The 12479-nt window shown below is 60.4% G+C and carries 12 protein-coding genes; 8 read left to right on the plus strand and 4 right to left on the minus strand.

The features are described from left to right. Positions 1 to 1149, minus strand: a 1149-nt coding sequence (locus B4F27_RS09865) for an acetyl-CoA C-acetyltransferase (RefSeq protein ID WP_286759565.1), incomplete at its 3' end; no start/stop codon positions are given. A gap of 121 nt (positions 1150 to 1270) precedes the next feature. Further along, complete coding sequence (locus B4F27_RS09870) at positions 1271 to 2113, minus strand: EAL domain-containing protein (RefSeq protein ID WP_037966077.1); 843 nt, start codon at positions 2111 to 2113, stop codon at positions 1271 to 1273. A gap of 126 nt (positions 2114 to 2239) precedes the next feature. Here B4F27_RS09870 and B4F27_RS09875 point away from each other — a divergent pair, with 126 nt between their 5' ends. After that, entirely contained in the window at positions 2240 to 2827 is a 588-nt protein-coding gene (locus B4F27_RS09875) for a DNA-3-methyladenine glycosylase I (protein ID WP_167543134.1), read from the plus strand. A 15-nt stretch (positions 2828 to 2842) separates the two neighbouring features. Here the strand turns inward: B4F27_RS09875 and B4F27_RS09880 are convergent, their stop codons facing one another. Next, entirely contained in the window at positions 2843 to 3766 is a 924-nt protein-coding gene (locus tag B4F27_RS09880) for a response regulator (RefSeq protein ID WP_286759566.1), read from the minus strand. A 486-nt stretch (positions 3767 to 4252) separates the two neighbouring features. Here B4F27_RS09880 and rpsD point away from each other — a divergent pair, with 486 nt between their 5' ends. The 4 genes from rpsD to B4F27_RS09900 all read left to right on the plus strand — a co-directional run bounded on the left by rpsD (position 4253) and on the right by B4F27_RS09900 (position 7815). Then, a complete protein-coding gene (gene rpsD / locus B4F27_RS09885; RefSeq protein ID WP_005849596.1) occupies positions 4253 to 4873 on the plus strand; it encodes a 30S ribosomal protein S4 in 621 nt (206 codons plus the stop codon). 167 nt (positions 4874 to 5040) lie between these two features. Beyond that, a complete protein-coding gene (gene hisC / locus B4F27_RS09890) occupies positions 5041 to 6123 on the plus strand; it encodes a histidinol-phosphate transaminase (RefSeq protein ID WP_074634717.1) in 1083 nt (360 codons plus the stop codon). Position 6124: 1 nt separating this feature from the next. Beyond that, positions 6125 to 7045 (plus strand): prephenate/arogenate dehydrogenase family protein, encoded by a 921-nt coding sequence (locus B4F27_RS09895; protein WP_005849593.1) that lies wholly within the window; start codon positions 6125 to 6127, stop codon positions 7043 to 7045. After that, the gene (locus B4F27_RS09900) at positions 7042 to 7815 is read left to right on the plus strand and encodes an extensin family protein (RefSeq protein WP_286759567.1); all 774 of its coding nucleotides are present in this window, start codon (positions 7042 to 7044) and stop codon (positions 7813 to 7815) included. Before B4F27_RS09895 ends, B4F27_RS09900 begins: the two co-directional genes overlap by 4 nt. 11 nt (positions 7816 to 7826) lie before the next feature. Here the strand turns inward: B4F27_RS09900 and B4F27_RS09905 are convergent, their stop codons facing one another. Next, a complete protein-coding gene (locus B4F27_RS09905; protein ID WP_286759568.1) occupies positions 7827 to 8861 on the minus strand; it encodes a DUF2125 domain-containing protein in 1035 nt (344 codons plus the stop codon). 58 nt (positions 8862 to 8919) lie between these two features. Here B4F27_RS09905 and B4F27_RS09910 point away from each other — a divergent pair, with 58 nt between their 5' ends. From B4F27_RS09910 to B4F27_RS09920, 3 genes are all read left to right on the plus strand, one after another. After that, positions 8920 to 9450, plus strand: coding sequence for a gamma-glutamylcyclotransferase (locus B4F27_RS09910; RefSeq protein WP_005849587.1), 531 nt, complete (start codon positions 8920 to 8922; stop codon positions 9448 to 9450). Between the two features lie 74 nt (positions 9451 to 9524). Further along, a complete protein-coding gene (locus B4F27_RS09915) occupies positions 9525 to 10727 on the plus strand; it encodes a hypothetical protein (RefSeq protein ID WP_005849585.1) in 1203 nt (400 codons plus the stop codon). 2 nt (positions 10728 to 10729) lie between these two features. Beyond that, a complete protein-coding gene (locus B4F27_RS09920) occupies positions 10730 to 12478 on the plus strand; it encodes a peptidoglycan -binding protein (RefSeq protein WP_286759569.1) in 1749 nt (582 codons plus the stop codon). The last annotated feature ends 1 nt before the right edge of the window (position 12479 follow it).

A 12479-nucleotide genomic window follows, 5' to 3' on the forward strand; every position in this document is an offset into this window, starting at 1 on the left:
GCCCATGCCGCCGCCGATGCACAGGGTCGCGAGGCCTTTTTTCGCGCCGCGTCGCTGCATCTCGAACAAAAGGGTGTTCAGGATGCGCGCGCCGGAGGCTCCGATGGGGTGGCCGATTGCGATGGCACCGCCGTTTACGTTCACGATCGATGGATCCCACCCCATGTCCTTGTTAACCGCGCAGGCCTGCGCCGCGAACGCTTCGTTGGCTTCGACAAGGTCTAGATCCTCGGCCTTCCAACCCGCTTTCTCAAGCGCTTTACGCGATGCATAGATCGGGCCGGCACCCATGATCGTCGGGTCCAGGCCAACGGTCGCATAGGACGCGATGCGCGCCAAAGGTGTGATGCCGCGCTTTTCGGCGTTGTCTGCGGACATCAGCAATGCGCCAGCGGCGCCGTCGTTCAGGCCGGACGCATTGGCTGCGGTGACGGAACCGTCTTTGGTGAAGGCGGGGCGCAGTTTCTGCATCGCTTCCATCGTGGCACCGTGGCGGATGTATTCATCTTGATCGACAACCACCTCGCCCTTGCGGGTTTTGACGGTGAACGGCACGATTTCGTCCTGGAATTTACCAGCCTTCTGGGCGGCTTCGGCTTTGTTCTGCGAGGCCACCGCGAATGCGTCTTGGGCGTCGCGGCTGATATCCCATTTAGCGGCAACGTTTTCAGCTGTTTGACCCATATGGTACCCGTGGAACGCATCCCACAGACCGTCGCGGATCATCGTATCGATAAGTTGCACGTCGCCCATTTTCTGGCCCGGACGCAGATTTTGTGCGTGGGGGCTCATCGACATGTTTTCCTGACCGCCGGCTGCCACAATATCGGCGTCGCCCAATTGGATGTGCTGTGCTGCCAAAGCGACCGCGCGCAGACCGGAGCCGCAGACCTGGTTGATCGACCATGCAGCGCTTTCGATAGGCAGGCCCGCATTAACATGTGCCTGGCGGGCAGGGTTTTGCCCCTGAGCGGCGGTCAGAACCTGACCCAGAATTGTTTCATTGACCTCGGAAGGGTCGATGCCTGCGCGGGCGACGATCTCTTTCAGCACCGCGGCGCCCAGATCGTGCGCTGGTGTATTTGCAAAGGATCCGCTGAAGCTGCCGACAGGCGTGCGCGCTGCGGATGCGATGACAACGTTGGTCATATGTGTTCTTCCCCTGAACTACTGACGTGGGGTAATATAATACGGCGTTTTCCCGTTCCCCCGTCTTCTATGGTTTGGACATATCCCATTGCTGCACATGCGGCAATCGCGCCATGTTCGCTTACGCATTTTTGCGCTCTTCCGGCGTGCTCTGCCAGTAGGGTTGGGTGGTTGGTGCGCCATACAGAAAGCCCTGTTGGCAATCGACCCCAAGCGCGAGAAGCAGGGATGCATCGTCTTGATTTTCCACCTGTTCGGCGACGGTAATCATGTCGAAGTTGCGGGCAATCGACACCATGATCGACACGATTGCACGATTGTCGGGGTGGTCGCTTACGCCGCGGGCGAACTGCCCGTCGATCTTCAGAATGTCAAAGAACATCTCTTTCAAATAGCGGATGGCGATGTAGTCAGAGCCAAAGTTATCCAATGCAAAGCAAACGCCCCGTGTCTGGAGCTGGTCCATAAAGCTGGCGACAAGCTCTGGCATCTGCATCGCCGATTTTTCGCTAATTTCTAGGATGAGACGTTCGCCAATGGTGCCGTCGCGCGACAGCCACCGGTTCAAAAGGGTCGTCCATCCCGCATACCCGATAGAGCGCGCGGACATGTTGATGGAAAGGCGTAACCCTTTGTTTTCGCTCAGCGCGGCAAGCCCCGCATTGAGCGATAGCACATCAATCTCGCGGCCAAGCTGGGTCTTCTCGACCACGGGCATGAATTCGCGGGCGGGGATGACGCGACCGGTGGGATCCAGAATGCGAATAAACCCCTCGTAAAAGGCGATTTTGGGGTCGTCCGCGTCCCGCATGACAGGCTGGTATGCCATCAACGTCTGATTATGCGCGACAGCAGCCCTGACCATGGCCAGCGTGCTGCCGTCGCGTTGGGTCAGCGCGTAGTCGAGCGGGTTTTTCGTTCCCTCGGGCAGATCGGCGAGCGGGTGTGGTGATATATCTTCCAAAGTGGCGCTTCCATTTATCGCTGTACTCATGTCACCTTGGCGCGGAAACTTGTAACGCCGGGTTAACGCGGCAATGCAGTACAAATTTTAGCCATCCGGCCAGATCCGTCGGAGAAGGGGATGTGGATGCAGCGGTGTGACTGGGCTGGGCCAGAGCAAATTTATCTGGATTATCATGACACTGACTGGGGTGTGCCGGAGTATGACAGCCGCGCGCTTTGGGAAAAACTGATCCTTGATGGCTTTCAGGCAGGGCTGAGTTGGATCACGATACTTAAAAAGCGAGAGAATTTCCGCGAGGCTTTTGCCGGTTTTGACCCTAATGTCATCGCTACATGGGGTGAAGCCGAGGTTGAACGCTTGCTCGCCAACCCCGGCATTATCCGCCACCGCGGAAAGATCGAGGCGGCGATTACAAATGCACGCGTTTGGCAAGAGATTGAAAAGAAGGAGGGATTTGATCGGTACTTATGGAAATACGTGGGGTTCGAGCCACTGCAAAACCGGTTTGAGCGTCAGTCGGATGTTCCCGCATGGACGCCGCTTTCAAAGCAGATATCGGCTGATTTGAAAAAACGGGGGTTTAAGTTCTGCGGCCCGACAATCGTCTATGCGTTTATGGAGGCTGTGGGCATGGTGAATGACCATTTGACGTGCTGTCCCCGTCATCAGGCTGTGGCGCAAAGGCCCAAACACGACTGGGACGCCGGCTAGGCCGCTGTTACCGTGTTAGGCGGTAACGGTACTTAGGCGCTTTGCGAGTTGGTCAAGCATCACAATCGTGTCGCCGCTGGTCGAGAATGCCTTGGTGCGGCAGTAGTCGAGGTTGACCACGATATCGCGATGACATGCTGCCTCTGGCGAAGTCTGGACGGCGTTCTTCACCACGTCAGCGATGTTGAGCGTGGATTGCGTTTTAAGCGCGGGCGAGAGCGCGGCGAAGGTGCCGTTTGATCGATATGTCACGATAAGGTTCAGGCTGCTGAGCGCATCGGTCAACCTGCGTGCCAATCCGACAGAAAACTCGACGCGCTGGTCTTGCGGAACCTGCGCAAGCACATCCGCAAAGTTCTGCAGCACGATCACAGCGATCTGCATGCCGCCACCAAACTCGGATTGCATGCGCATAATGCAGTTTTCAAAGGCGTCCTGCGGGACAAGGCCGCTCTCGGAAAGCTCGGACGGCGACATTGGACGGTCGAGCGCGAGCTCTTTCAGAACGTCGAAATTCTCTTGGTTGGGGGATTCATGCGGGCGTTTCAGGTGCCGGACAAATTCGGCGTTGCGCATTTCCGCACCATGAATGCGTGCCTCAAGGTCGAAGAACTCGAACGGTTTGATGATATAGTCCCACGCGCCCGCCACGAAGGATTTCGCGATGCTTTCGCTGTTCTTTACCCCGGTGAGCATGATGATGGGCACGAATTCGTACCCGTCGATTTGTCGGATGTGGGGGATCAGTTCTACGCCGGACATTTCCGGCATCTGGATGTCGAGCAGTAGGCAGTCGAAAATAACCGGCGCGCTATGGATGACTTCAAGCGCCTCCTTGCCGGAGGCGGCCGTGCGGACATATTCGTGATCTTGCGTCCGAAGATATTCTTCTAGCAAATTGCGCAGATCTTGATTGTCCTCGACGGCCAAGATCCTCATGCGCGTGGTCTTTCGACGCGATGCACCACAACTGCGTTATGAGTTCCGATGAAGTGCATTGGATGCAAACAGTATCCGCCGCGATAGCCCATGTTATGCGTCACACTAGCCCCCTCAAACCGTTCAACACCTTGATGCTGCGTGACAATCGTTAACATTTCAACTTAAAAGTGCCCGCTTTAACTTTTTGTTAACGATTTTGGCGATTTTAAGGCAACGTTCGGCGGGTCACATGACGTAGGGCGGCGGAGCGTTCATCGAAATGCGCATTTTCACGGACTTCCCGGCCGCTGCTGCCCAATAAGCTACGATTTGAGGCTAATTGGGCCAAGTTCGTGCATTGACTCCAACCCGCAGCACCGTATAAGCGCCGCTTGATTGGTGTTGGTGGACCCCGCAAGGGGAACCCTGTCAGGCTTCGGCCAGAGGACAACGCCCTTTACCGCCCGTCGCAATCCTGCGGGGGCCTCAAAAAGGAGAACAGCCGTGACTAAGCGTACAGCTGCCAAGCACAAAATTGACCGCCGTATGGGCGAAAACATCTGGGGCCGTCCTAAGTCCCCAGTGAACCGTCGTGAATACGGCCCCGGCCAGCACGGTCAGCGCCGCAAGGGCAAAATGTCCGACTTCGGCATTCAGCTGCGCGCCAAGCAGAAGCTGAAAGGCTACTACGGCGATCTGACCGAAAAGCAATTCCGCCGCATCTACGGTGAAGCCGAGCGTGTAAAAGGCGACACCGGTGAAAACCTGATCGGTCTGCTGGAGCGTCGTCTGGACGCCGTTGTATACCGCGCCAAATTCGTCGCGACCGTTTTCGCTGCGCGCCAGTTCGTGAACCACGGGCACGTCAAAGTGAACGGCAAGAAGGTTAACATTCCTTCCTACCGCGTCAAAGAAGGCGACGTGATCGAAGTGCGTGACCGTTCCAAGCAAATGGTTGCCCTGCTCGAAGCGACGCAACTGGCAGAGCGTGACGTGCCTGACTACATCGAGGCGGATCACTCCAAGATGACAGCGACATTCGTGCGCACCCCCGCTTTGGGCGACGTACCATACCCTGTCATGATGGAACCGAACCTCGTGGTCGAATTCTACGCGAAGAACTAAGGTTCCTCGCATATCAATGCCGAAGGGGCCACGCTGGAAAGACCGGCGTGGCCCTTTTTGCGTTTGGTGACGCGCCTTTAGCGCGGGGCCATATGACGCTGGGACAAGATCGTAGTGGCGCTGGCGACGGCGCGCGTTTATGGTCCGCCCGACAGGAGACATGACAGATGACAACCGCTATTCGCCCGCAACCCGGCATTATGGACATCGCGCTGTATCAAGGCGGGGCGTCCCATGTGGCGGGGCTTGATAATGTGATCAAGCTCAGCTCGAACGAGAACCCGCTTGGCCCGTCCGACGCGGCCGTCAAAGCGTTCCGCGATGCGTCCTATGATCTGCACCGCTATCCGTCCTCTGATCATACCGCGCTGCGTCAGGCGATCGCGCAGGTGCACGGGCTGGACGCTGACCGCATCATTTGCGGGGCCGGCTCGGACGAGATCATCGCCTTTTTGTGCCAAGCGTTCTCGGGCGAGGGGACAGAGGTGCTGCACACGGTGCACGGCTTTGGCATGTACCGGATCTCCGCGCTGGCCAACGGGGCGACCCCGGTCGAAGTTCCCGAAAACGAACGGGTCACGGATGTGGATGCGCTGCTCGCGGGCTGCACCGACAAAACGCGGCTGGTGTTCATCGCAAACCCGAACAACCCCACCGGCACCATGATCGGGCTGAGCGAGATTGAACGTCTTGCCGCCGGTATCCCCAAACAGGCAATTCTGGTGCTCGACGGGGCCTATGCCGAATATGTCGAAGGCTATGACGGCGGCGCGGCTTTGGTCGATAGCCACGATAATATCGTGATGACGCGGACGTTCTCCAAGCTGTACGGTCTGGGCGGGCTGCGGATCGGTTGGGGCTATGCTCCGGCGCATATTATTGACGTGCTGAATCGTGTGCGCGGGCCGTTCAACCTGTCGCAGGCCGCGCTGAATGCCGCGACGGCGGCGATCAAGGATACCGGCTACGCCGCCCATTGCCGGAGCGAGAACGCCAAATGGCGCAATTGGATGGCTGATGCGCTGGCAGAGATCGGCGTGCCGTCTGATGTGTCTTGCGCGAACTTCATCCTCGCACGGTTCAAGTCGCAGGACGAGGCCGAGGCCTGTGATGAATACCTCAAGACCCAAGGGTTGATCGTGCGGCGCGTGGCGGGCTACCAGCTGCCGACCTGCTTGCGGATCACCGTGGGCGATGAAAGCGCATGCCGCCGCGTGGTGCATGCGATCCGACAGTTTAAAGGCGACTGATATGCCCGTAATTTATGAGAAAGTCGCGCTGATCGGCTTGGGGCTGATCGCCTCTTCGATGTTCTGGGCGATGAAGCGCGGCGGGCTTGCGGGCCATGTGTCGGGCTTTGCACGCAGCGCCGAAACCCGCGACACCGCCCGCGAGATTGGCCTGTGCGACGAGGTCTGCGATTCCATCGCCAAGACAGTGAAAGACGCGGATCTTGTGGTGCTTTGTGTACCCGTCGGCGTCATGGGGTCGGTCGCGGCCGAGATGGCCGGGCATCTCAAACCCGGCTGCACGGTGACGGATGTGGGGTCGGTCAAGGCGGATGTGATCGCGCAAGTGGGCCCACTGCTGCCCGACGGGGTGCATTTCATCCCCGCACACCCTTTGGCGGGGACCGAACACTCCGGCCCACGCAGCGGCTTTGCAGAGCTTTTTGACAACCGCTGGTGCCTGCTGGTGCCTGTGCCCGACACCAACGCCAATGCGATCTCGCGGTTGCGGAACCTCTGGGATGGTATGGGTGCCAATGTCGAGGAAATGGATGCGGAGCATCACGATCTGGTGCTTGCGGTGACCAGCCACGCGCCGCATTTGATCGCGTATACGATGGTGGGCGTGGCCGACGATTTGCGCCGCGTGACCGATAGCGAAGTGATCAAATATTCCGCTGCGGGTTTTCGTGACTTTACCCGCATTGCGGCAAGCGATCCGACCATGTGGCGCGATGTGTTCCTGACCAACAAGGAGGCCACGCTCGAGATTCTGGGCCGCTTTACGGAAGAGCTTTTCGCATTGCAGCGCGCGATCCGTATGGGGGATGGCGATCATCTACATGATTACTTCACCCGTACCCGCGCGATCCGTCGCGGGATTATCGAAGCGGGGCAGGACACGGACGCGCCGAACTTTGGTCGCCAACCCGGCAATAAATGATCCGGACGGCGCTGATATACGCGCTGCTTTCCGGTGCCGCACTGGCCGGCCCCGATACCTCTTTGCGCCCGCCGGCTTTGGCCGGGGGGGCTGCGCTGACACCCCAAGGGTCGATTGCCACGCCGCCGCGCAATGTGGGGGCCAAACGCGCGATAGCGGCCACGGGCGAGATCTCCTCCTCGCTACGGCCCAGCCTGCGCAGCCGTAAGCTAGAGCAAGCGGCCAAGGCCAAACGCCGCCTGCTGGCCAAGGGCGCGGTATGCGGGGATATTTCCATTCAGGGCAAGGCGATCGGACGGGTGCAACCCAAGCTAAAGGGCTGCGGCGTCAGCGATGCGGTGCAGATCCAGTCGGTGTCGGGCGTGCGGTTGAGCCAAGCGGCGGTGATGGATTGCAAGACTGCCAAAGCATTGAAAACATGGATTGATCAATCGGCAAAGCCCGCTTTTGCCGGTCAGGGTGGCCTGCGAGGGCTGCGTGTCGCCGCCCATTACGCCTGCCGGACGCGCAACAACCAGCCGGGTGGCAAGATATCAGAACACGGGCGCGGGCGGGCGATCGATATCTCGGGTTTCCAGATGCACAGCGGAGCCGAGGTCAGTGTGTTGAAGGGCTGGAATGCCCCCGCCAGCCGTAAGGCCATGCGTCGGGTGCACAAGGGGGCCTGCGGGCCCTTTGGCACCGTGCTTGGCCCGAAAGCGAACCGCTTCCATCTGGATCACTTTCATTTCGACACGGCGCGGTATCGCAAGGGGACCTATTGCCGTTGATTTAACGCAATTCAGCGCAAGATAATCTTGGGTGCTCGGCCCAAGGGGATGAAACCCATAGACATCTTTCCGTCCTTCACGGTGATGTCCAGATCCAGCGCATCGGTGTTCCCCGACATTTGTGCCAACCCCTTCAGCATTTGTTCCGCTTGGGGGCGGAAGTTGGGGGGGATGTATCCCGCGCTCTCAACCATGGTCAGCATCGTCGGCCAGTCTTGTGCCGCGACCGACAGCGTCCCTGTTGCCAGACCGTCTTCGGCGACCACAATTGTACCGCGCAGGGACAGGGCGATGTCGCCCCAGGCAAGCTCGGCATGACGCAGGTCGATCACGCGGGGCTGGGGGCGGGTCGGGCCAAGGGCCTTGCGGTCCCACAGCCGGTCAAAGGTGATGGTCGCTTTGGCGGTGACGGTGTCAAACGCCTCTGCCCAATCGTCGGGCAGGCCGAACAGGCCGCGCAGTGCGGCACTGGGGGTGACGTTTTGCGCGTCCAGCGCCAGATCGTAGATCGGCTGGCCGACGGTCTGTTGCACAGCGCTCACGTTCAACCCGTGCCCCTCGACAGGGCCGGTGACGGGCAGATCAAGCACCCAGGCTCCGCCATCCAGCGTCAACCGGTCCAGCTGGCCGGAAACACTGGGGCGTAGGCGCAGATCGGTTGTCACGTCCTCGGCCGACAACATGGCGCGCAGGTTGGGGCCGGACAGGCCAAGCTCGACATAGGGCGAGGCTACGGTGACATATCCGGGCCAGTATGCGGGGGTAGAGATGTCGATGCGCTTTGCCGCGACGGCGCTGGCGATCCCGCGCCCGGCATTTTGGGCCGGCGGGGTCAGGGTCACATCGGTCAGACGGGTTTGCAACCGCGTGGGGAAGCCCTGCTTTTTCATTTCGCCCACGTCTGCCTGCCATCCGGCTGCGCGGCGCGTTTCGATCAGTTTCGCGATGCCCCGCTGCAATCCGGACGAGGCAGCGACCCACCATCCGCACCAAACCGCCGCCAGAACGACAATAACCAACACGACCTTGCCCATTTTACCCAACACCTTATTAACGCCTGCGATAGCGCAGCTTTAAACAAGCCAATGATAAAGGACCAGAGACATGGCAATGTGGGTGTTCGGTTACGGCAGCTTATTGTGGAAACCGGGGTTTGACGTCGCGGAAAGCGTGATCGGGCGGTTGCCCGGGTATGCGCGGTCTTTCTGCATGCGCTCCATCCACCACCGTGGCTCGGTCGAACGTCCGGGGCTTGTGCTGGCGCTGGATGCGGATACCGGCACGGCCTGCGATGGCATGGCGCTGCGCGTGGCACCGGGCACCGAAGAGGCGACGCTGGCCTATTTGCGCGAACGCGAGCTTGTGTCGTCGGCTTATGTAGAGAAAACCCTGGATGTGCAGCTAGAGGACGGGCGCACGGTCGCGGCTTTGGTCTACGTGATTGACGCAGAACATGACCAATACTGCGGCGGCTTGCCGCTGGAAGAGCAGGCGCAGATCATCTCGGGTGCGGTTGGCGGCATGGGGCCGAATACCGAATACCTATTCAACACCGCAGCGCATCTGACGCAGATCGGACTGCATGATCCGTCGCTGGCGTGGCTGCACGACCGCGTAAAGACTTTATGCGCATAAACCCGTGGCATAACCGTCGGGATTAAGTGTAGGCTGCGGCAACAGAAGCACAAAAGTGTCAGGAGCCACGAGGCATGGCGCAGTCAGATCGCGAATCCAAACCACAGTTTTCCCAGCCGGTGCGGCAGATCACGCTGATGCTGATCGCCCTCGGGCTGACTTGCATCGGGGCTTTTCTGGCGCTGCCAAGCGTTTTGCCTATTTTTGCGGCGAACCCCTATTTGAACGGGGTCATTATCGTCGTTTTCTTCATCGGTGTGATTGCCTGCTTTTACCAGGTGGTGCAGCTGATCGGCTCTGTCCGCTGGATCGAGAATTTTGCCTCTGACGCGCCCAATGCCGATGCCGTCGCCCCGCAGCTGCTGGCACCGCTGGCATCGCTGCTGCGCACACGCGGTGCGCGGATGCAGGTGAACGCAACCTCTACCCGATCTATCCTCGATTCAGTCGCCACCCGCATCGACGAAGCGCGCGAGATCACGCGCTATATCGTCAACATGCTGATCTTCCTCGGGCTTCTGGGCACGTTCTACGGCTTGGCGACGACCGTACCGGCTGTTGTTGAAACCATCCGCAGCCTCGCCCCGCAAGAAGGGGACGGCAGCACCGATATGTTCGCGCGCCTGATGACAGGGCTGGAATCGCAGCTTGGCGGTATGGGGGTGGCGTTCGGGTCGTCCCTTTTGGGGCTGGCGGGATCGCTGGTGGTTGGCTTGCTTGAACTCTTTGCCGGTCACGGGCAGAACCGCTTTTATCAAGAGCTTGAAGATTGGCTCAGCTCGATCACCCGCGTTGGTTTTTCCTCGGGCGAGGATGGGGCGTCGGATCAAAACGCGGTGGCAGGTGTGCTGGATCACATGGCCGAACAGATGGACAGCCTGCGTCAGCTGATCGGACAATCGGCGGAAAGCCAGACCGCGCTGAACAGCAAGATCGGTGCGCTGGCCGCCACGATGGAGGAACTGTCGGCGCGGGCCGCACAGACCGATACGCCGGCCGAAAGCCTTGACCGGATCGCCAAGGGGCAGGAGCGTATGGTGGCCGTGCTTGAAGGGCAGGGTGAACACGAACGCGCGGATGCGGAAAGCCGGATGCGCCTGCGGTCGATCGATGTGCAGATGCTGCGTATTCTCGAAGAGATTTCAGCCGGACGGCAGGAGACTATGGCCGAGTTGCGCAAGGATATATCCTTGCTGGCCAAGGCGCTGTCGGCCCCGCGTGGCGCTGAGCCGCGCCGCTTGCGCACCCCTGACCGTACCGACACCGAGGGCAGCTGACCATGGCGCTTTCCCGACGCACTGGAGCACGGTTTCAAGGCTCGATCTGGCCGGGATTCGTGGATGCGATGACGGGTCTTTTGCTGGTGCTGATGTTCGTGCTGACCATCTTTATGGTGCTGCAAGCCGTACAGACCCAGCGGATCAACGGCCAAGAGAACGAACTGAATTCACTGTCGGGTGAAGTCGCGGCGCTGGCGCAAGCGCTTGGGATGGAACGGCAAACCACGGCCGAGCTTGAGGCAGAACTGGGGACGCTGAACACATCCCTCACCGCTGCCCGCGATCAGGCGGCAGAGCAGGCGGCGATGATCGCCTCCTTGACCGCGACACGCGATGCGCAGGCCGCACAGCTTGACGCGGCAGAGGCCAAGATCACCGGTTTCGAGGCGCAGGTGGCAAGTCTGTTGTCCCAGCGGGATGCGGCGGTCGCCCGTGGAGAGGCGCTTGAGACACGACAAGAAGAACTGCTGAGCGCGCAAGAGGCGTTGAACCTTGCCTTGGCGCAGGCGCGGACAGAGACGGACGCTCAGGCCGAAGCCGCCCGCCTTGCCGCCGCCCGCCGTGATGCGCTGTCAGCGCTGGTGGATGATCTGCGGGCGCAAAATCAGGATGCGCAGGCCGCGTTGGAAACCGCCGCCGCGCAGAACGCCGCGGCGCTGTCAGAGGCCGAAGCCGCCCGTCTGGCCGAAGCCGCTGCCGCCGAACGCTTGCGTGAAAAGCTGGAAAACGCCGATGCAGAGCTGACCGCAATGACGCTGGCGCTAGAGACGCAGCGCAAAGAGGCCGAGGATACGCTGACCCTGCTCGCCGCCGCCCGCGCTGCCAAGGAAACGCTGGATGCAGAACTTGCCGCTGCGCTGGCGGAAACCGAAAATCTCGAGGCAACACAGGCCGATCGGGCAGAGCTGCGCGCCAAACTGGCGGATGCGCTTGCGGCAAAGCTTGCCGCTGAGAACCGCGCCGAGGCAGAGCTGTCGGATGCAGAGAAACAGGCCGCTTTACTGGATGCTGCGCGGTCCGAGCTGGCGCAGGAAGAAGCGGCGACTGCCGCGGCACAACGCCAGACAGAGTTGTTGAACCAGCAGGTTGCCGCCCTGCGCGGCCAGTTGGGGGAACTGCAATCCCTGCTGGATGATGCCGTCGCACGCGATGCCGCGAAAGAGGTGCAGTTGCAATCGTTGGGGTCAGATCTGAACACCGCCCTCGCACGGGTCGCCGCCGAAGAACGCCGCCGCGCCGAGCTTGAAGCGGCTGAACGTGCGCGGCTTGAGGCCGAGACGAAGAACCTCGAACAATACCGGTCCGAGTTCTTTGGCCGCTTGCGCGCGCTTTTGGGCAATCAGGAGGGTGTGCGCATCGAGGGGGACCGTTTCGTCTTCTCTTCCGAGGTGTTGTTCCCCCCGGGGGCCGCCACGCTGTCCGCCGATGGTCGCGGAGAGATCGCCAAGGTCGCCGGTATCCTGCGCAACATTGCGGCCGATATCCCGCCTGAAATCGACTGGGTCATTCGCGTAGACGGGCATACCGACAACCAGCCGCTGTCGGGGTTGGGCGAATTTGCGGATAACTGGGAGCTTAGTCAGGCGCGCGCCCTGTCGGTGGTCAAATATATGATCAACTTCCTCGGGATCGCACCGGAACGGCTGGCCGCGAACGGCTTTGGCCAATATCAGCCCGTTGCCAGTGGCAACACCGAAGCCGCCCGCGCACAAAACCGCCGGATCGAGCTGAAGCTGACCGAGAGGTAGC

Origin of the sequence: Sulfitobacter sp. UBA1132, assembly GCF_002311545.1 — a bacterium.
GTDB classification, from domain to species: Bacteria; Pseudomonadota; Alphaproteobacteria; order Rhodobacterales; family Rhodobacteraceae; genus Sulfitobacter; species Sulfitobacter pontiacus.

What these genes read in the sequence shown, in the direction of transcription:
- B4F27_RS09875 (WP_167543134.1), top strand. Translation starts at nt 2,240, where the DNA reads ATGCAGCGGTGTGACTGGGCTGGGCCAGAGCAAATTTATCTGGATTAT.
- B4F27_RS09880 (WP_286759566.1), bottom strand. Translation starts at nt 3,766, where the DNA reads ATGAGGATCTTGGCCGTCGAGGACAATCAAGATCTGCGCAATTTGCTA.
- hisC (WP_074634717.1), top strand. Translation starts at nt 5,041, where the DNA reads ATGACAACCGCTATTCGCCCGCAACCCGGCATTATGGACATCGCGCTG.
- B4F27_RS09895 (WP_005849593.1), top strand. Translation starts at nt 6,125, where the DNA reads ATGCCCGTAATTTATGAGAAAGTCGCGCTGATCGGCTTGGGGCTGATC.
- B4F27_RS09900 (WP_286759567.1), top strand. Translation starts at nt 7,042, where the DNA reads ATGATCCGGACGGCGCTGATATACGCGCTGCTTTCCGGTGCCGCACTG.
- B4F27_RS09910 (WP_005849587.1), top strand. Translation starts at nt 8,920, where the DNA reads ATGGCAATGTGGGTGTTCGGTTACGGCAGCTTATTGTGGAAACCGGGG.
- B4F27_RS09915 (WP_005849585.1), top strand. Translation starts at nt 9,525, where the DNA reads ATGGCGCAGTCAGATCGCGAATCCAAACCACAGTTTTCCCAGCCGGTG.
- B4F27_RS09920 (WP_286759569.1), top strand. Translation starts at nt 10,730, where the DNA reads ATGGCGCTTTCCCGACGCACTGGAGCACGGTTTCAAGGCTCGATCTGG.